General features: G+C 72.4%; 17 protein-coding genes and 1 pseudogene. 12 read left to right on the forward strand and 6 right to left on the reverse strand.

What is annotated here, in order from left to right; all coding sequences use genetic code 11:
* Nucleotides 1-2 precede the first annotated feature (2 nt).
* A pseudogene (locus O7624_RS18005) lies at nt 3-629 on the forward strand (tetratricopeptide repeat protein); the annotation flags it as partial.
* Nucleotides 630-1,316: 687 nt separating this feature from the next.
* Here O7624_RS18005 and O7624_RS18010 read toward each other — a convergent pair.
* Complete coding sequence (locus O7624_RS18010) at nt 1,317-2,483, reverse strand: homogentisate 1,2-dioxygenase domain-containing protein (protein WP_093403280.1); 1,167 nt, start codon at nt 2,481-2,483, stop codon at nt 1,317-1,319.
* A 79-nt stretch (nt 2,484-2,562) separates the two neighbouring features.
* On the opposite strand from O7624_RS18010, the gene O7624_RS18015 reads away from it, so the two are divergent.
* The 8 genes from O7624_RS18015 to O7624_RS18050 all read left to right on the forward strand — a co-directional run bounded on the left by O7624_RS18015 (nt 2,563) and on the right by O7624_RS18050 (nt 9,361).
* Nucleotides 2,563-3,429, forward strand: coding sequence for a hypothetical protein (locus tag O7624_RS18015; RefSeq protein WP_282236627.1), 867 nt, complete (start codon nt 2,563-2,565; stop codon nt 3,427-3,429).
* Nucleotides 3,426-4,640, forward strand: coding sequence for a fumarylacetoacetase (fahA, locus tag O7624_RS18020; RefSeq protein ID WP_282236628.1), 1,215 nt, complete (start codon nt 3,426-3,428; stop codon nt 4,638-4,640). The genes O7624_RS18015 and fahA overlap by 4 nt, the downstream gene beginning before the upstream one ends.
* A gap of 173 nt (nt 4,641-4,813) precedes the next feature.
* Nucleotides 4,814-5,023, forward strand: a complete 210-nt coding sequence (locus O7624_RS18025; RefSeq protein WP_093403670.1) for a DUF397 domain-containing protein — start codon at nt 4,814-4,816, stop codon at nt 5,021-5,023.
* Between the two features lie 89 nt (nt 5,024-5,112).
* Nucleotides 5,113-5,583 (forward strand): SRPBCC family protein, encoded by a 471-nt coding sequence (locus O7624_RS18030; RefSeq protein ID WP_282236629.1) that lies wholly within the window; start codon nt 5,113-5,115, stop codon nt 5,581-5,583.
* 213 nt (nt 5,584-5,796) lie between these two features.
* Entirely contained in the window at nt 5,797-7,047 is a 1,251-nt protein-coding gene (locus O7624_RS18035) for a PQQ-binding-like beta-propeller repeat protein (RefSeq protein WP_282236630.1), read from the forward strand.
* A 58-nt stretch (nt 7,048-7,105) separates the two neighbouring features.
* Nucleotides 7,106-7,642, forward strand: a complete 537-nt coding sequence (locus O7624_RS18040) for a hypothetical protein (RefSeq protein ID WP_282236631.1) — start codon at nt 7,106-7,108, stop codon at nt 7,640-7,642.
* Between the two features lie 59 nt (nt 7,643-7,701).
* Nucleotides 7,702-8,244, forward strand: coding sequence for a hypothetical protein (locus O7624_RS18045; protein ID WP_282236632.1), 543 nt, complete (start codon nt 7,702-7,704; stop codon nt 8,242-8,244).
* 25 nt (nt 8,245-8,269) lie between these two features.
* Nucleotides 8,270-9,361 carry a hypothetical protein gene (locus O7624_RS18050; RefSeq protein ID WP_282236633.1) on the forward strand — a complete coding sequence of 364 codons (1,092 nt, stop codon included), beginning with the start codon at nt 8,270-8,272 and terminating at the stop codon, nt 9,359-9,361.
* Nucleotides 9,362-9,456: 95 nt separating this feature from the next.
* Here the strand turns inward: O7624_RS18050 and hisC are convergent, their stop codons facing one another.
* From hisC to hppD, 4 genes are read right to left on the reverse strand one after another with little or no spacing between them, the layout of a single operon-like run.
* Nucleotides 9,457-10,557, reverse strand: coding sequence for a histidinol-phosphate transaminase (gene hisC, locus O7624_RS18055; RefSeq protein WP_282236634.1), 1,101 nt, complete (start codon nt 10,555-10,557; stop codon nt 9,457-9,459).
* On the reverse strand, nt 10,554-11,522 hold the full coding sequence (locus tag O7624_RS18060; RefSeq protein ID WP_282236635.1) for an RDD family protein: 969 nt from the start codon (nt 11,520-11,522) through the stop codon (nt 10,554-10,556). Before O7624_RS18060 ends, hisC begins: the two co-directional genes overlap by 4 nt.
* A 22-nt stretch (nt 11,523-11,544) precedes the next feature.
* Complete coding sequence (locus O7624_RS18065; RefSeq protein ID WP_282236636.1) at nt 11,545-12,282, reverse strand: RDD family protein; 738 nt, start codon at nt 12,280-12,282, stop codon at nt 11,545-11,547.
* A gap of 11 nt (nt 12,283-12,293) precedes the next feature.
* A complete protein-coding gene (gene hppD / locus O7624_RS18070) occupies nt 12,294-13,499 on the reverse strand; it encodes a 4-hydroxyphenylpyruvate dioxygenase (RefSeq protein WP_282236637.1) in 1,206 nt (401 codons plus the stop codon).
* 141 nt (nt 13,500-13,640) lie between these two features.
* Between hppD and O7624_RS18075 the strand changes: the two genes are divergently transcribed.
* The gene (locus O7624_RS18075; RefSeq protein WP_093403292.1) at nt 13,641-14,126 is read left to right on the forward strand and encodes an Lrp/AsnC family transcriptional regulator; all 486 of its coding nucleotides are present in this window, start codon (nt 13,641-13,643) and stop codon (nt 14,124-14,126) included.
* A 15-nt stretch (nt 14,127-14,141) separates the two neighbouring features.
* Here O7624_RS18075 and O7624_RS18080 read toward each other — a convergent pair whose 3' ends face one another.
* Complete coding sequence (locus tag O7624_RS18080) at nt 14,142-15,128, reverse strand: helix-turn-helix domain-containing protein (protein ID WP_282236638.1); 987 nt, start codon at nt 15,126-15,128, stop codon at nt 14,142-14,144.
* An 81-nt stretch (nt 15,129-15,209) separates the two neighbouring features.
* Here O7624_RS18080 and O7624_RS18085 point away from each other — a divergent pair, with 81 nt between their 5' ends.
* The gene (locus tag O7624_RS18085; RefSeq protein ID WP_282240672.1) at nt 15,210-16,490 is read left to right on the forward strand and encodes an MFS transporter; all 1,281 of its coding nucleotides are present in this window, start codon (nt 15,210-15,212) and stop codon (nt 16,488-16,490) included.
* Between the two features lie 98 nt (nt 16,491-16,588).
* A complete protein-coding gene (locus tag O7624_RS18090) occupies nt 16,589-18,025 on the forward strand; it encodes a PQQ-binding-like beta-propeller repeat protein (RefSeq protein ID WP_282236639.1) in 1,437 nt (478 codons plus the stop codon).
* Nucleotides 18,026-18,224: the final 199 nt, after the last annotated feature.

Genomic DNA, 18,224 nt, shown 5'->3' on the forward strand with positions numbered 1-18,224 from the left:
CGATGTCCGCCGACGTCCCCACCGATCCGCCCGCCGCCGACGGCTACCTCGAACGCGCCACGCTCCTGGCCGAGCTGGGCCGATACGACGAGGCCGTGGCCGAACTCGGCTTCGCCCTGGCCCTCGACCCGGCCGCCGCCAGCGTGTCGACAATGCTGGCCCGGGTGCACCTGGCCGCCGGCCGGCCGGCCGAGGCGCTCGCCGCCGCCCAGGCCGCAGTGGCCGCCGCGCCGGGACAGGTGCCCCCGCTCGTCGTCCGTGGGCTGGCCCTCGGTGACCTCGAACGGTACGCCGAGGCCGCCCGTACCGCCGACGAGATCCTGGCCCTGGGCCCGGAGGACGCGTACGCCCAGCGCAGCGCCGCGGCGATCCTGGCCGGCTCCCGCAACGGCCAGCCGGCGTTGAACGCCGCCTGGCGCGGGGTGGAACTGGCCCCCGATGAGCCGCAGGGCCACCTGGTGCTGGGTCTGGTCGCGGCCAACATGCGGATGTACGACCTGGCGGAGCGGGCCTACCGGGAGGCGCTGCGGCTGGACCCACGCCTGGCGGAAACCGGCGACGACGTCGGGGTACTGCGGCTGGAGCAGCGCCGGTGGAGCGCTGCGCTGGCGCGACTGGCCGAAGCGGCGGTGGCGAACCTGCCGCCGACCGATCCGCGCCGCGCCGACGAGATGCCGGACGAGTCGACCCGCCCGGAAGCGGCCGGCGACGATCGGGACCGGCCCGGACGTGACCCGGACGAGGCCGGACGTTCGGCTGCTGGGGACGTCGACGCCAGGCCCGCCGCCGGGCCGGAGGAACGCCCGAGCCTGCCGGCGCAGGGCGGTGACGTACCCACCGGCGGGCCGGTGACCGGCCGTGCCGCAGACCCGGAGTGGGGGCGTGGCGAAGCCGGGCCGGGCGGGCCGGGCCACCTCGGTACCGGGCCGGTCGTCGCACGCCAGCCGGTGCCGGCGGCACTGCGGCAGTTCGTGCTCTGGGGCGCCGGTTGGTCGGTGATTGCCGCCACCGTGATCGCCTGTTCGACAGCGACCGGCTCCGGCTTCTCCCGGCTACTGGCGGTGGTGGCGGCTGCGGGCGGAGGCGTCGTGCTCTGGCAGCAGGCGGCCCGGCTGCCCGGGCTGACCCGCACCATCCTGCCCGTGCTGCGGCGTACCGACCGTCCACTCGCCCTGGCCGTGTACGCCGCCGCCGCGGCACCCGTGCTGATCCTGCTCTACGCCCTGTTCGGCAACCCGTGGCCGCTGGTGCTGGCCATCGCGATCGCCACCGCGGCCCGGTTGGCGATCGTCGGCCGGCCGGTGGCCTGACCGTCCCTAGGGGCGGCGGGCCCAGGTCCAGGCGTACCCGTCGTCCTCGCACTCGGCCGCCGCGTCGCAGAGGTCGAGTGGGCGGAAGGTGTCGACCATGACCGCCAGCTCGTCGAAGAAGTCCACTCCGATGGCGCGTTCCGCCGCGCCGGGCTGCGGTCCGTGCGTGAATCCGGACGGGTGCAGCGAGATGGAACCCTGCTCGATGCCGGAGCCACGCCGCGCCTCGTAGTTGCCCCCGGTGTAGAAGAGCATCTCGTCGGAGTCGACATTGTGGTGGTGGTACGGCACCGGAATGGCGTCCGGGTGGTAGTCGACCTTGCGGGGCACGAAGGAGCAGATCACGAAGTTCGGGCCGGCGAAGGTCTGGTGCACAGGTGGCGGCTGGTGGATCCGGCCCGTGATCGGCTCGAAGTCGTGGATGGAGAACGCCCACGGATAGAGGTGCCCGTCCCACCCGACCACGTCGAACGGGTGGTTGGCGTAGACGTGGCGGGTCCATCCGCGCCGGTGGCGGACCAGCACCTCGACGTCGGTGCCGTCGACGAGCAACGGGGTGTCCGGCCCCCGGACGTCGCGCTCGCAGTACGGCGAGTGTTCCAGGAACTGTCCGCGTACGGAGAGGTAGCGCTTGGGTGGGCCGATGTGCCCGGACGCCTCCACGGCGAGCAGCCGGGTCGGGGTGTCTCCGGTGGGCACCAGGCGGTGCACCGTCGAGGTCGGGATGATCACGTAGTCGCCGGGTACCGCGTCGAGCACACCGAACGTCGACTCGACCCGCAGGGTGCCCGCCTCCACGTAGAGGCAGTGGTCGCCGGTGGCGTCGCGGAACAGCGGGGAGGGGCGGTCGGCCAGCACGTAGGCGATCCGCACGTCGTCGTTGGCGAGCAGGTACCGCCGGCCGAGGACCGGGTCCGCGCCGGTCCCGTCGAGCTTGTGGGTACGCAGGTGCCGGGGCTTGAGCGGCAGGTTCGGCACCCGGGTGACGGCCGGCGGGGTGAACTCCTCGGCGGCGACGATCGCGGTCGGGGCGTACCTGTGGTAGAGCAGGGACGAGTCGGAGGAGAAGCCCTCCTGGCCCATCAGTTCCTCGGTGTAGAGGCTGCCGTCCGGCTGCCGGAACTGGGTGTGGCGCTTGCGTGGCAGCTCGCCGATGCTGCGGTAGTACGGCATCTCGCCCTCCCGGTCCGCCTGCGTCCGATATTCGGACGCTGTTGTCCGCTCAATGAAGCGTCCCGTACATTCTTGTCTCGTGTCAACGCAGCTGCCCACTCTTGTCGCCGGCCTGGTCGATGACGCCGCAGTCTTCCCGCCGGGCAGCGCGTCGCTGCCCGACGCCGTGCAGGCCCACCGGCGGCACCGCGTCGCGTGGTACGCCGACCTGGTCGGCCCGCTGCTGCTGCCCGCCTCGGCGATCACGGCGGGCGAGCTGAGCGGTCTGGTCGATCCCGAGGAAGGCTTCGCCATCGGGCTGATCGGTGACACCGGTCTCGACCGGCTCCCGTTCGCGCTGTCGTTCCTACCCCCGCTCGGGGTGACCGCACGACAGGTCGAGGTGCCCGTCGCGCGGCGGGGCGAGGACCCGCAACCAGGACTGACCGAGCTGGTGAAACTCGCCGAGCGGTTGGACGGCGTCCCCGTCTACGCGGAGATCCCGCTCACCTTCGGGCTGATGGGTGCCCTGGACGCGCTCGCCGACTCGCGCGCCCGGGGGGTGCCGGTCGCCGCCAAGTTCCGTACCGGCGGGCTGGCCGCCGAACTGTTCCCGACCCCGGCCGAGTTGGCCGCGGTGGTCTGCGCCTGCCGGGACCGGGGCCTGCCGTTCAAATTGACCGCCGGGCTGCACCACGCGGTCCGGCACGTGGACCCCGAGACCGGCTTCACCCACCACGGGTTCGGCAACGTGCTCGCCGCGACCCTGGCCGCCGCCGACGGCGCGACCGTCGGTGCCGTCGCCGAGTTGCTCACCGTGCGCGACGAGCGCCCGCTGGTGCAGGCTGTCGACGGCCGGCCCGATGCGGCGCGCCCGCTGTGGGTGGGGTTCGGCTCGTGCAGCATCGTGGAACCCCTCACCGATTTGATCCGGCTCGGGCTGGTGGACGGAGGCTTTGAGGCATGAGCGAGAGTCAGCCAGCGAGCTGGGTGCCGGGTGCGGCGGGTTCCGGGTACGGGGTGCACCACCTGCCGTACGGCGTGTTCCGGGTGAGCGACGACGAGCCGCGCATCGGCGTACGCATCGGAGATTTCGTCCTGGACCTGGCCGGCGCGGAGGCCGCGGACCTGGTGCTGGCCGGCGGCGCGCTGTGCCGGCCCACGCTCAACGCGTTCCTGGCACTGGGACGCCCGCAGTGGACCGCGGTGCGGGACCGGATCACCGAGCTGCTCACCGACCCGACGCACCGGGCGGCGGTGGAGCCGCTGCTGGTGCCCGTCGACGAGGTACGCATGGAGTTGCCCTTCGAGGTGGCCGACTACGTCGACTTCTACTCCTCGGAACACCACGCCTCGAACGTCGGCCTGATCTTCCGCCCGGGGCAGCCGCCGCTGCTGCCGAACTGGAAACACCTGCCGATCGGCTATCACGGCCGTGCCGGCACGGTGGTGGTCTCCGGCACCCCGGTGGTGCGTCCGCAGGGGCAGCGGCCCAGCTCCGACGGTCCGACGTTCGGCCCGTCGGCGCGCCTGGACATCGAGGCTGAGGTCGGCTTCGTGGTCGGCGTACCGAGCCCGCTCGGCCGCCCGGTGGCTGCCGCTGACTTCGCCGACCACGTCTTCGGTGTGGTGCTGGTCAACGACTGGTCGGCGCGGGACATCCAGGCATGGGAGTACCAACCGCTCGGGCCGTTCCTCGGCAAGTCGTTCGCCACGTCGGTGGCCGCCTGGGTCACTCCGCTCGACGCGCTGCGCGACGCGTTCGTCGCCGGTCCGGAGCAGGATCCGCCGGTGGCCGACTACCTGCGCGACGAGCCGCACCTGGGGCTGGACCTGCGGTTGCGGGTGCTCTGGAACGGAGAGCCGGTAAGCGAGCCGCCCTTCGCCGGCATGTACTGGACGCCGGCCCAGCAGTTGGCACACCTCACCGTCAACGGCGCCTCGCTGCGTACCGGCGACCTGTACGCCTCCGGCACCGTCTCGGGCCCTCGGCGCGACCAGGTCGGCTCGTTCCTGGAACTCAGCTGGGGCGGCACCGAACCGGTCACCGTGGGCGGGACGGAACGCACCTTCCTGGCCGACGGTGACACGGTGACGATCACCGCCACCGCACCCGGGCCGGACGGCACCACCCTCATGTTGGGCGAGGTCACGGGCACCGTCCTGCCGTCGAACTGACCTGAACCCGACAGTTGACCTTGATCGCACAGCGGGTGCGATCAAGGACCGTCACCGTCTTCGTTGATCGCCTCGGAATTCCGTCGCCATGCCGCGCCGGGCCGGCCGGTGCCCCCTTTCCGGTCGGCCCGGTCTCGGCTGGCGGAACGTCGAAACCGAGGGAGATGACGACGATGCACGTTCTCGTGGACGCGGTCTGGCGTACCAGCAGCCGTTCCAACGACCAGGGCCTCTGTGTGGAGGTGGCCGACAATCTGGCCGCAGTCCACGGTGTGGTGGGCATCCGCGACTCAAAGGACCAGGCCGGACCGGTGCTCGTGGTGAGCCCGCCGGGCTGGACCGCATTCGTCGACGCGATCCGGGACGGTCGATTCGTCGGCTGATGCCCGCCGGGGGTCTCCGGCGGGGATTCTCCGCTCGGGGACCCCGCACCACGATCACGCCGCGTACCGTCGGTGCCACGGGAGGTGGCATGTCGACAGTTGCGGTGAACGGGTTGGTCGCAGCATCCGCAGTCGATCTGTGGCGGGTGCTCACCGACCTGTCCCGGCCGAGGGGCGGTGATCGGCCTGTGCAACTGCTGACGCCCGGAACGTTCGGCCCGGGTACGAGTTGGCGGGAGATCCGGACGCGACCGGGCGGCGGCACGGTGGCCGAAGAGTTCGTCGTGTTGGCCGCCGAGCCGCCCCGACGGCTGGTCCTCGGCTCGCCCGGTGACGGCGTCGATTACCGGATCACCTGGACGCTACGGGACGTGCACCGTCGTGGGCGTCGCCACGCCTCGGTGACGGTGACGGTGTGGGCTCAGCCGGCCGCGACGACTGGCCGGGCGCTCGCACTGCTGCTCGGCGGGTTGGCGGTCCGAGCAGCGGAAAAGGTGCTGCGGCAGGACATCGCCGCCCTGGCCGCCGCAGCCGCCGCCCGCCACGCCGAAGTCGCCTGACCCAGCGCCCGCCCGCCTCCGTCACGCCCAGACCCGAGCGGGTGTTCTCGCGAGTTGCGGCAAACAGCGGCATCACGCCCACCGCGAGACCGCGGCATGCCGCATGTCGGGACGGGCGCCGCGGGCGAGTCCGGGCGCGCGGGTTGGCGGGGCGGCTCGGGGGCGGGGGCGGGTCCGGGGGTGGCTGGGTAGGGTGCCGTGCGGAGGTGCGGCATGGGGTGGGCGGCGGGTCGGCGGCGGTTCGTGGCGGCGGTGGCGGCGGTGGGCGTCGCCGCGACGGTCGGGGTCATCGCGTACCGGGTCCTGGCGCCGGCCGAGGTGAGCACCCCCGCCCGGGACGACTACCCGGCGCGGAGCACGCCGGCCCCCGGGGTGACCGGCCGCCTGCCGGTTGCCCCGCTGATCGTCGACGGCCGGCTGCGGGTGTACGCCGCGCCCCGGCAGGTCTACGCCGACCAACCTGTCGACAGTCGTAGCCGGCGCACCCCGTACTGGTCCTTCCGGCGTTGGCCGGCGAGTCTGGACGCGGTGGTGGCGAGCGGGACGACGGTGGTGAGCCGCTGGTCGGACGGGCAGCTCGTGGCGATCGACGCGCGTACCGGTCGGGTTGCTTGGCGGGCGGACGGGCCGGAGCCGGCATCGGAGCGGGTGTCGCGGCGCACCGGCACGGCCGTCCTCTGGCGGCCGAGCGGGCTTGCGGTGAGCCGGACCGTCGATGGCCGCCACGTGGTCGTCAGCTCCGGCGAGGGCGAAATCCGGGCGGTCGACCTGGCCGATGGTGGGCAGTTGTGGCGGGCGGCGGTGGGTTCCGGTTGCCGCGAACCGGTGGGCACCGGCTCCGGTGGCCGGCTGCTGACCGTGGACGACTGTGAGGGACCGGCGGCCATCGAGTTTCGGGACACCGCAACCGGCATGGTGACGACCAGGTGGCGTCCGCCGGATGCCGGTGACGAGCTGACGGCCACGCTGCTCGGCTGTGGGCCGGACGGCGTCGGCTGTGCCGCGTTGCGGACCGCTGGGCCCGGGGACGCGCCGGCCCGGGGGTGGTTGCTCGGCTCGGAAGCGCCGGTGCAGGCACCGGTGCTGGATGGTCCGGGTACCGAACTGGTCGACGGGACGGCAGTGGGCATGGCCGAGGGAGTGCTCGTCGGCCGGACCGTCCCCGGCGGTGAGGAACGCTGGCGGGTCGAGGTAGGCCCGGGTCGGGTGATCGCCGTACAGCCCGGCCGGGTGCACGTGTTGACCGAGGCGAACGAGCTCGTCACGCTGGACCCGGCCACCGGTGCGCGATCGTCCAGCTTCGTGCTCGACATCGGCTCCGACGGCACCGGGTGGGCACCGGGCGACGCGTACGCGGCCGACGGGTACGTGGTGGTGGAGCGACTGCGCCGGCCGGTCGATCCCGACGCGGACGACCAGCGGTACTACCTCACCGCCGAATCGTTGATCATCGCCGCGACCTGACGACCGACGACCCGTGGCTAGCTCGACAAAACGGACATAAGTTACTTATAGTCCCACTGTGCGTCTCTTGGCAGCCCTGCTGGGCGTGATCATGATTCTCGTCGGCGCCGCTCCGGCGGAGGCCGCCGCGCCGGTCGGGCGCAGCTTCCAGCTGGCCAAGACTGAAGGGGTGGACATCACCGTGCCGGCGACGGTCAACCTTGGTACCGGCTTCACCGGCGGGGTGCTGACCGGGCCGATGGGCCGCGTCGAGGTGACGGATGTCCGTGGCCCGGTCAACCCGAACACCTGGGTGGCCACCGTCTCCGCCACCGTCTTCATCACCGGCGGGGGTGGGGCGCAGCGGACCATCTCCAACGCCTCGGTCTTCTACTGGTCGGGGCCGGCGGTGCAGAGCACCGGCGGCGGCACGCTGGTGCCGGGTCAGCTCACCCAGGCGCAGGCGGTGGCCCTCAACGTGACCCGTGAGGCGTTCCGGAAGACCTCCGGCAATGGCAACAACCGCGTCGCCTGGAACCCGAGCCTGCGCATCGTCGTGCCGAACGGCATCATCGCCGGCACCTACACGGGCACGATTACCCACTCTGTCGCCTGATGGGTTATTTGTACAAAAGATCCTGCTGTGTGCCGACCGTGCGCTTTAGCGTCATCGGCATGAGGAAGCCACTTCTTACCCTGACCGCCGCCGCGGCCACCGTGGTGGCCCTGGCGGCGCCCGCCGCCGCCGCCCCGTCCGGCGACACCATCGTGACCTTCACGGTTTCCACCGCCAACCTGGACATCGCCGTGCCCCCGGCGGTGAACCTCGGCGCCGCCTTCGCCGGCTCCAGCATCACCGGTGAACTCGGCAACGTCACGGTCACCGACAGCCGGTCGGCGCTGAACGCCACCTGGACGGCCACGGTGAGTAGCAGCGCCTTCACCACCGGCGGCGGTACGCCCGAGGAGACGATCCTGCCGAACCTGGTCGAGTACTGGTCCGGCGGCGCCATCGCGACGACAGGTACCGGCACCTTCGTGCCCGGCCAGCCCACCCAGGCCGACGCGGTCGTGCTGAACGTGCCACGGGTCGCCTTCTCGAAGACCTCCGGTTCCGGCAACAACTCCGCGACCTGGGCACCGGACATCCGGATCACCATTCCGGGCGGTGCGGTCGGCGGCACCTACACGGGGGTGATCACCCATTCGGTGGCATGACCGCGTCAGCGCCCTCGCCCTGGCCGTGACCGTCCTGGTCACGGCCGGGGCACCGGCGTCGACCGCAACCGGGGCGGTGCCGGCGCCCCGAGCGGTGGCCCGCGTCGAACCGGCTCCGCCCGAGGTCGTCGACCTGCCGGCGGCCGACCGTCGGGACGGCCGCTCCCGGTCGCCAGAGCCGAGCGGCAGTGCGTCACCGAGCCCCAGCGGCCCGGCCGTCTCGGTCGGGGTGCGCCTGCTCGACGCGCCGGTGAACCGCCGCGACGACTCCCGGGCGCACAAGTACATCGTCGACCACGTCAAGCCCGGGACCACGATCAAGCGGCGCATCGTGGTCAAGAACTCCTCGGAGGTCCAGCGCAAGGTCGCGCTCTACGCCGCCGCGGCGGCGGTGACGAAGAAGGGTTTCGTCATCGCGCCGGACCGGACCGAGAACGAGCTGAGCAGCTGGATCCGGGTGGAGCCCGGCGAGGAGGCGCTGGCCGCCGGTGAGGAGGTGGAGGCGCTGGTCACCATCCGGGTGCCGCGCGCCGCCGAAGCCGGTGAACGGTATGCGGTGGTGTGGGCCGAGATCTCGGGCACGGACGGCCAGCAGATCCGCAACGTGGGTCGAGCCGGCATCCGGGTCTACCTGTCGGTGGGGCCCGGCGGAGAGCCGCCGTCCGGCTTCGAGATCGGGCCGCTGACCGGTCTTCGGGAGCCCGACGGGACGCCGATTGTCACCGCCGACGTACGCAACACCGGGAAGCGGGCGCTCGACCTGGCCGGCGAACTCCGGCTCGCCGACGGGCCGGGTGGTCTGTCCACCGATCCGGTCCGGGTCGAGGCCGCGACGCTGCCCCTGGGCGGCAGCACCACCGTCCGCGTCGCGCTGGACTCCCGCCTGCCCGACGGACCCTGGTCGGCAAAGCTCGACCTGGCCAGCGGCTGGACCAAGCGCAGCGCCAGCGGCACGGTCAGCTTCGGCGGCACGACCGTCCGGGCGGCGGCCAGCGCCGACCGGTCGAGCGCGGTGCTGGCCGGCGGGCTTGTCGCCTCGGGGTTGGTGTTGGCGCTGCTGTTCGGCTTCGCCTATCGGCGGCGGGCGCAGCAGCGGGAGCCGGTGCCGCAGGAGTAGCAGACTCGGGCCGGTCCGCTGGGGGATGGCGGACCGGCCCGGTACGGCCCTCGGTGGGATCGGCCCGGTTCGACACTCGGCGGGCCGGACCTGGCTCAGCCCAGTGCGGCCTCGGCCGCCGCCAGGAAGGCGTCGTTCTCGGTCGGCGTGCCGATGGTGACCCGTACCCCGTCACCAGGGAACGGCCGCACGATCACGCCCCGCGACTCGCAGGCCTTGCCGAACTCCACCGACCGGTCACCCAGCGGCAGCCAGACGAAGTTCGCCTGGCTGGCCGGCACGCCGGGAACGAGCTTGGTCAACGCCTCGCCGACGCGCTCGCGTTCGGCCACCACCAGCGCGCACCGCCGGTGCACCTCGTCGGCCTGGGCCAGCGCGGCCAACGCGCCCGCCTGTGCGGCCATGCTTGTGGAGAACGGTGTGACGACCTTGCGGACCGCCGCCGCCACCTGCGGCTGGGCGACCAGGAAGCCGATCCGCAGACCGGCCAGCCCCCACGCCTTGGAGAGGGTGCGCAGCACCGCCACGTTCGGCCGGTCGGCGTAGCTCAGCCCGTCCGGCACCTCCGGGTCGGTGACGAACTCCCGGTAAGCCTCGTCGATCACCACAAGCACGTCGTCGGGTACGGCGTCGAGGAAGCGGTCCAGCTCGGCCCGGCGTACGGCCGTGCCGGTCGGGTTGTTGGGGTTGCAGACCAGGATCATCCGGGTGCGATCGGTCACCGCCGCGGCCATCGCCGCCAGGTCGTGCCCGTGCCCGCCGTCGTTGGGCACCTGCACGCTCGTCGCGCCACTGGTCGCCGCAATGATCGGGTACGCCTCGAACGAGCGCCACGAGTAGACGAGTTCGTCGCCCGGCAGGCAGGTCGCCCGTACCAGGTGCTCGGCCAGCGCCACCGAGCCGCAGCCGGTCGCCACCCGGTCGGCGTCCACCCCGTACCGTTCGGCGAGCGCCTGGCGGAGCGCGACCACGCCCATGTCCGGGTAGCGGTGCACGCCGGCGACGGCCTCGGCGACCGCCTCCACCACACCAGGCAGCGGGCCGTACGGCACCTCGTTGCTGGCCAGCTTGATGGCCTCGGGCAGGCCCAGCTCGCGAGCCAGGTCGGCCGGGCTGCGTCCGGGCACGTAGTTGGGTAGCGCGTCCAGGTCGGCGCGGGTCAGCCGCACCGCCGCCTGGTGTCGTCGGTCGGTCATGGGGTCTCTCCCGGGGGGTTGGCGCGGTCGTCGGGGGTACGCGGAAGCTGAACCACCACGGTCTGCGCCCGCTTGTCGTGCAGCGCCTGCCGTAGCGGATGGTCGAAGAGCGGTGAGAGCGCGTCGATCAGCTGGAGCAGCAGGCCGAGGCCGCAGCAGTACCAGAGCAGCGTGGGCAGGCCGAGAGTGTTCCAGCGGCGCAGGGCCCGGCCGAAGCCCAGTGGTGCGTCCGCCTCGACCGGCACCGCCCTGACCCGCAGCAGCCGCTTGCCGAAGGTCTGCCCACTGGCGGCCATCGACGGCACCTCGTACGCCAGCCAGAGCGAGGTGGCGATGAGCAGGATCGTCACGACCAGCGCACCGGCCTGATCACCGGCGGCGGGCAACGGGTCGGTGGTGCGGTCCTGGTCCTGCACCCGACGCCAGAACTCGTCGAGTGGCGCCGAGAGTTCCTGGAGGTAGCGCCAGACGAACCAGCCGTTGACCAGGGCGTTGAGCACGAAAACGATGCCGAAATCGATAAGCCGGGCGCCCAGCCGGGCACCGAACGAGGCCAACGGCATCCCGTGCGGACGGGGGGCCGGCGGGCGTCCGGGCCAGGTCGGGTACGGCCAGCCGGGCGGCGGCCCCTGCGGCGTGTCACCTGTCGGCCAGGTCGGCGGCGCGCCCGGAGATCCCTGACCGCCGGGCCAACCCGGTGGCGTTCCGCCGCCCGGCTGCCCTGTCGGCGGGCCTTGCGGCCAGGTGGCCGGTGGGGTGCCGCCGGACGGCAGGTCGGCTGCGGGCGGTGCCGAGGCGGACGCCGGGGAGGTGGGCTCCGGGGCCGGCTCGGGCTCGGGCTCGGGTGGGCCCTCGGGCGGCGTGACGTCCACCGGGATGGGCGCGCCGATCCAGCCCTCACCGTCCCAGTACCTGCGGGTTTCCGGGTCGGCGGGGTCGACGTACCAACCGGGTGCCACGCTCACGGCGAGGCCTCGCTGCGCTCAGTCACCTCGACACCTTAACGACGACGGTCCCGGCGAACTTGTCGTGGAGGCACTGCTGCCAGGGCTTGTCCCACAACTGCCAGAGGCCGTCGACGTAACTGCCACCGGGCACCAGCGACCCGCCGACGAACTCCACGAGGTATCGCTTCCCCGCCATCCGTCGATCGAGGGTGCCGGTCGGGTCGAGCGGAACCACCTGGAGGCCCATCACCTTCTTGCCCAGAGTCTGGCCCGTCCGCTTGAGGTACTCGACGTGGTACAGCCAGTAGATGCCGAACATGATCACGAGAGACGCGGCCTGGAGCAGCAGCATCGGCAGCAGGATCTCCACGACGAACAACCCGGGTTCCGCCACGGTGCCGTCCGGGTTGGTCTCCGGATCCACGGCCAGCATCCGGGCCATGAAGATCACGAAAAGCGGCCCGAACACCACCAACAGGGCAGCGACGACGACGGCGGTGTCGATCAGGTAGGCCAGCAGCCGGTCACCGAAGCTCGCCAGCGGCTGCCCACCCGGCCCCAGCACCGACGGTGGCGGCCCGGCAGCCCAGCCGGCCGGTGGCGGTCCCACCGGCCAGGGCGGCTGGGACGCGTACCCCGGCGGACCTGGCTGTGCCGGCGGCGGCTGGCCGGGCGGGGCCCACTGTGCCGGAATCTGGGGTGGGCCGGCGGGTGGCGCGGCACCGCCGGCCGAGGGCTCGCCGGCCGGCGGTGTCGGATGTGCGGGTGGCTGGGTCACGCTCGACAGTGTTACAGGTTGCCGCGCTTTTCCTGCTCCCGCTCGATGGCCTCGAAGAGCGCCTTGAAGTTGCCCTTGCCGAAGCCGAGCGAGCCGTGCCGCTCGATCAGCTCGAAGAAGACCGTCGGACGGTCCTGCACCGGCTTGGTGAAGATCTGCAGCAGGTAGCCGTCCTCGTCCCGGTCGACCAGGATCTTGCGGGACTTGAGCTCCTCGATCGGTACGCGTACCTCGCCGATGCGGGCGCGCAGTTCCGGGTCGTCGTAGTACGAGTCCGGGGTCTCCAGGAAGTCGACGCCGGCCGCCCGCATCGCGTCCACGCTGGCCAGGATGTCGTTGGTGGCCACGGCGATGTGCTGGGCGCCGGGGCCCTGGTAGAACTCCAGGTACTCGTCGATCTGCGACTTCTTCTTGGCGATGGCCGGCTCGTTGAGCGGGAACTTCACCTTGCGGGTGCCGTTCGCGACGACCTTGCTCATCAGCGCCGAGTAGTCGGTGGCGATGTCGTCACCGATGAACTCGGCCATGTTGGTGAAGCCCATGACGCGGCGGTAGAACTCGACCCACTCGTCCATCCGGCCCAGCTCGACGTTGCCGACCACGTGGTCGACCGCCTGGAAGAAGCGCTTCGGCTGGATCCCCGCGTCGATCATCGGCTGCCGGTCCACGATCGGGCCGCGGGCGACGAAGCCGGGCAGGAACGGACCGGTATAGCGGGACCGGTCGACGAGCGTGTGCCGGGTGTCGCCGTACGCGTCGATGACCGCGAAGCGGACCGTGCCGTGCTCGTCGGTCATGTCGGTCGGCTCGGTCCGGCCGTTGGCACCCTGCTGGACGGCGTGCGAGTAGGCCGCGTCGACGTCCGGCACCTCCAGCGCGATGTCGATCACGCCGTCGCTGTGCTTCGTCACGTGTTCGGCGCCGGGCGCGTCGGGGCGTACCGCCCCGGTCAAGACGAAACGGGCGGAACCGCTGGTCAGCACGTACTCGGCGTAGTCCCGGTGGCCCTGCTCCGGTCCCCGGTACGCCACGCAGGTCATGCCGAACGCCGTGGAGTAGTAGTGCGCCGCCTGCTTGGCGTTGCCCACCATGAAGTGGACGTAGTCGAGGCCCTTGACCGGGAACGGGTCCTTGCTGGTGTCGTGGTCGACGGCGCCGACGAGAGCGTCGACGTCCACCTCCTCGGTCGGCTGGGGTCGGTCGATCGCCTGGGTCATGGTGGCCTCCCTCGCGTACCGGCCGGCCTGGTGGGCCGACGGGATCGTGTGCTGTGTGCCGAGCATCGCGGTGACCGGGCGCACTGGGCAACCCTCACGGCGTACGCTGGTCAGGTTGCACAAACGGTATGGTGTCCACGCATGAACACTGGTCAGATTGCTCAGCTGGACGAGCTGGACGTGCGACTCATCGAACTGCTCGCCGAGGAACCCCGGATCGGCGTGCTGGAGTGCTCGCGTCGGCTGCACGTCGCCCGGGGGACCGTCCAGGCGCGGCTCGACAAGCTGGTCGGGCGGGGCGTCATCGCCGGGTTCGGGCCTGATCTCGGCCCGGCCGCGCTCGGCTTCACGGTGACCAGCTTCGTCACCCTGGAGATCAGTCAGCGGCACGGGCACGACCCGGTCACCCGTCATCTGGCGGCGATCCCCGAGGTGTTGGAGGCACACACCATCACCGGCTCGGGCGACCTGCTCTGCCGGATCGTGGCCCGTTCGAACACCGACCTTCAGCGGGTGATCGACCAGATCGTGGCGTACGAGGGCATCACCCGCGCCTCGACGATCATCGCGCTCGCCGAGCAGATCCCCTACCGCGTCCTTCCGCTGCTGCGCTCGGCGGTGCAGTGAAGGAAGGGCGCCGGATCAGTCGGCGGTGAGGGCGTCGCCGAGCGGGGTGCGGCGGTACCGTACGGACCGGCCGGAGCGGACCCGGGTGATCAGGCCCGCGTCGCGCAGCACGGACAGGTGGTCGCCGACGCCGCCCAGACTCATCCCGAGTTGCACGACGAGTTGACTGGTCGTGGCGGGCAGGGCGAGTGCCCGCAGCACAGCCGCGCGGGACCGCCCGACCAGCCGGTCCAGCGCCTCCTCGGGGCGGCCGGGGTCGGGCGGGCCGAGCAGCTCGGCCACGCCGGAGGCCCGGTAGACGATCGCGAACGGCCATGGCGGCTCGACGTAGTTGATCATCATGCCGAAGACCGTGGGAATGAAGAGCAGGCCCCGCCCGTCCAGCGAGTAGCTGCGGGGGTCGCGGTCGGCCACCTCGATCGCGCCGAGGCCGCCGCCGGAGACCCAGCGCAGCCTCGGGTCGAGGTCCGCCACGGCGGCCCCCCAGCCGTACGCGAGCAGACGACCCGCGCGATGCACCAGGTCCCGTTCCAGCACCGCCCGCAGTCGCGGCCAGTCCGGCTGCACCAGGGCCATCCAGGACGCCTCGATCGCGTCGGCCAGCCGGTCGACGACATCCGGCGAGTCGTAGATCCTGCGGGCGTACGCCGGTGGGGTGCGCAGTCCGACAAGGTTGCGGGACAGTTCGTCGCGGGCCTGCCCGAGCGGCGTGGCCCGGACCACGGCCAACTCGTCGGCGAAGGTGCGGCCGATGCCGTCGGGTGGCGGCTGGATGAAGTCGGCGTTGTAGCCGCCCCGGCGTAGCAGCGCCATCAGCGCGCCCACCGCCGGGTAGTCCCGGCGCAGTTGCTCGAAGACCGATCGGGTGCGGGCCACCCAGGGGGCCAGCCCCGGCACGGCGTGCTGGCCGGCGTGGACGCGCAGCGCCCAGACCGCCTCGCCCAGCGGCGAGATGGCGTACCGACTGGCCGCGACGTCCGCCGGAGTGACCTCGATCCGCATCGCCCGACCTTTCGTTCTTCAGCGAAAGGATAGAGCGGTCCGGTGTGCGCCACCAGGCTGATCGGCGTGGACAACACCAGCATGAATGCGCCGAAGGTGGCCGACCGGCAGGCCACCTTCCGGGACGTCTTCGCCGTCGCCGAGTTCCGGGTGATCTTCGCGAGCTACGGGATCTTCATGATCGGCGAGACGGTGAAGATGCTCGCCCTCTCGGTGCTCGTCTACGAGCGCACCGGGTCCGGTCTGCTGGCCGCGCTCGCGTACGTGACCGGATTCCTGCCGCACGCGCTGGGCGGGCTGTTCCTGCTGGCCCTGGCCGACCGGTGGCCGGCCCGCGCCCTGATCGTCGGCTACGACCTGGTGCGGCTGGCCGTAGTGGCGGTGCTCGCCACGGGTCTGCTCTCCCCGGCGGCGATGCTCGGCCTGGTCGCCGTCGTGGCCCTCTTCGGCCCGGTGAGCAGCGCATCGCGTACCGCGCTGCTGCCCGAGATGCTGCACGGTGACCGGTACGTGCTGGGTCGTTCGCTGCTCACCGTGGCCGCCGGGGGTACGCAGGTGGCCGGGTTCGCCGTCGGTGGCCTGCTGTTGGGGCTGGTCGGCCCGTACGGCGTGCTCTGGCTGACGGCGGCGACCTGTGGCCTCTCCGCATTGCTGGTGCGGTTCGGGTTGGCTCCTCGTCCCGCCCGCACCGGCCGGGCGGTTGCCGGTCCGCGGCCCGGTGCGTTCCGGGAGACTGTGCGGGTGAACCGGCAGCTGCTGGCCGACCGCCGGATCCGTGGCCTGCTGCTCGCCCAGTGGCTGCCGGGGTCACTGCTTGTCGGTGCCGAGGGGGTGGCGGTGCCGTACGCGGCCGGGCTCGGGCCGGGGGCCAACGCCGGCATCCTGCTGATGGCGGGCGCGGGCGGCATGCTTGTCGGCGACCTGCTGGTAGGGCGGTTCGTCGCGCCCGCCCGGCGGGAACGCTGGACGCCGTGGCTGGCCCTGCTGCTGGGCGTACCCATGCTGGTGTTCCTGGCCCGGCCGGTGCTGCTGCCGGCGGCGGCCCTGTTCGCGGTGGCGACCGCGGGCTTCGCCTACCAGCTCGGGCTGGCCCGACGGTTTCTCGACGCGGTCCCAGAGGTACGCCGAGGGCAGGCTTTCGGCCTGGTCAGCACCGGCATGATGGCGGCGCAGGGGTTGGCCGCCGCCGGGGCCGGCGCGCTCAGCGAGGTGCTCGCGCCGGGCGTGGTGATGGCCGGTGCCGGGGCTGCTTCGATCATCGCGACGCTGCTGCTCTGGCCGGTCCTCGCCCCCGGTGGCCGACGCTCACCTGCGCCTCCGGCGCAGTCCACGCCGGCTCCTGTGGTGTCCGCTGACCGCTGAGTCGACCAACGTGCTCGCGGTGCCGCCCACGCGATCTTTCCGGTGCGACACGCGGGGCGGTGCGGGCGGTGCTCGGCGCGGATGGCTACCGTGTCCCGGTGGCGAAGGGGAGCGGCCTCGGCGTACGTAGCTGGCTGCTGCTCGGCCTGATCACGGTGGTGGTGCTCGCCGCTACCGGAGTCTGGAACCCGTTCCCCACCATGTGGGACTGGATGAACCGGCCCCAGCCGATCTCCCAGCCGGACGTGGTCTGGCAGCAACGTATCGGTGGCACCCCGCGCAGCGTCACCATCGCCGGTGAGAGCGTCGTGATCGAGCAACGCACCCGGGTGGAGGCCCGCAGCCTGGCCGCCGGCACGCAGCTCTGGGAGCGCAAGGCCGACTGGAGCGCGGTCACCGGCGCGGGGCGGGAAGCCGTCGTCGTCGTGGGCAAGCTGCTGGTCAAGGGGTACGAGGTGCTCGACCCCACCACCGGGGTGACCCGCCGTCGCGACGATGATGCGGTGGCGGTCTGGACCTACCGAAACCTGCTGCTGGACGCCCGCTGCGTGGAGGCCACCGACTGCACGTTGAGCGCCTGGGACCCGCGCGGCACCGTTCCGCTGTGGACCGCCTTCCTGCCCGGGGTCAGCACCGGCCTGCTCGCCGACAACCCGAATCTGCTCGACAGCCGGCGGCTCACCAGCAACCGGATCGACGGTGAGGTGGCCGGCCCGGAGGCGGTGCCGCCGCTGCTCGGTTTCCCGGTCGACGGGCGGGTGCACGTGGTGGACACCGCCACCGGCCGGGTGCTGCAGAACGTCGAACCCGGCCGGGAGGAGCGGCTCGCCGTGATCGGTGGGCGTCTGTTGCGCATCACCGCCCGGTCTCAGGACGGCAGTTGCTACTACGCCATCTCCGGTCGGGACTCGGCCACCGGACAGGAGGCATGGCAGCAGTCGGGGCTCAACCTCCGTACCGCCGACAGCGCCGGTTGCGTGCAGCGGGAGGACCCGTACGGTGCCCGGAACGTGGTGCTCGGCGTTTCGCCGGACGGCCGGGAAGTGGTCCTCGACGGGTACGACGGGCGGCTGTTGCTGGTCACCGCCGACGCCGAACGGGTGCTCGCCGTCGACGACCGGTACGCGTTGGTGCGTGCCGCCGACGGCGGTGCCGTCTCCGCCCGCGAACTCGGTGCCGGGCGGACCCGGTGGAACCGGCCGGCGGGGAAGAAGGCGGATGCGGCCCTCACCCCGTACGCGGCGATCGTCGCCGACGAGAAGCCCAACCGGCTGGTCGCGCTCGATCCGCGGACCGGGCGGGAACTGGCCGTGCTGCGTACCTCGGCGAACGCCCTCGCCGTGGGGCCCGCCGGCATGGTGATAGGGGAGGGCCGGGAGATCGGGTACGTCCGGTTCGGCGCGGCGGCCGGTGGCACGCCGGGCGAGGCCGACGGGGCGGACCCGGGCCCCGCCGGCAGCGGCGCGGTGCCGCAGCCCCAGGACAGTTGTGGTCCGAAGAACGAGCTGTGCGCCGCCCCTGACCCCGGTAAATGATCGCGCCCCCCGGCGGGTGGGACGGACCCAACCTTCTGCCCTAGGCTTTGCCGTCATGAGCGAGCGGCAGCGAGCGAATCTTCAGCCCAGTGCGGTGGTGCCTCACGGCGGCACGGAGCGAAGCGGAGTGTCGTCGTGAGCGAGCGGCAGCGAGCGAATCATCGGCCCAGTGCGGTGGTGCCTCACGGCGGCACGGAGC

Source organism: Verrucosispora sp. WMMD1129, assembly GCF_029581255.1.
Lineage (GTDB): Bacteria > Actinomycetota > Actinomycetes > Mycobacteriales > Micromonosporaceae > Micromonospora > Micromonospora sediminimaris.

Coding starts and splice junctions, on each gene's coding strand:
- O7624_RS18010 (WP_093403280.1), bottom strand. CDS start 2,483: ATGCCGTACTACCGCAGCATCGGCGAGCTGCCACGCAAGCGCCACACC.
- fahA (WP_282236628.1), top strand. CDS start 3,426: ATGAGCGAGAGTCAGCCAGCGAGCTGGGTGCCGGGTGCGGCGGGTTCC.
- O7624_RS18025 (WP_093403670.1), top strand. CDS start 4,814: ATGCACGTTCTCGTGGACGCGGTCTGGCGTACCAGCAGCCGTTCCAAC.
- O7624_RS18030 (WP_282236629.1), top strand. CDS start 5,113: ATGTCGACAGTTGCGGTGAACGGGTTGGTCGCAGCATCCGCAGTCGAT.
- O7624_RS18035 (WP_282236630.1), top strand. CDS start 5,797: ATGGGGTGGGCGGCGGGTCGGCGGCGGTTCGTGGCGGCGGTGGCGGCG.
- O7624_RS18045 (WP_282236632.1), top strand. CDS start 7,702: ATGAGGAAGCCACTTCTTACCCTGACCGCCGCCGCGGCCACCGTGGTG.
- hisC (WP_282236634.1), bottom strand. CDS start 10,557: ATGACCGACCGACGACACCAGGCGGCGGTGCGGCTGACCCGCGCCGAC.
- hppD (WP_282236637.1), bottom strand. CDS start 13,499: ATGACCCAGGCGATCGACCGACCCCAGCCGACCGAGGAGGTGGACGTC.
- O7624_RS18075 (WP_093403292.1), top strand. CDS start 13,641: ATGAACACTGGTCAGATTGCTCAGCTGGACGAGCTGGACGTGCGACTC.
- O7624_RS18080 (WP_282236638.1), bottom strand. CDS start 15,128: ATGCGGATCGAGGTCACTCCGGCGGACGTCGCGGCCAGTCGGTACGCC.
- O7624_RS18085 (WP_282240672.1), top strand. CDS start 15,210: ATGAATGCGCCGAAGGTGGCCGACCGGCAGGCCACCTTCCGGGACGTC.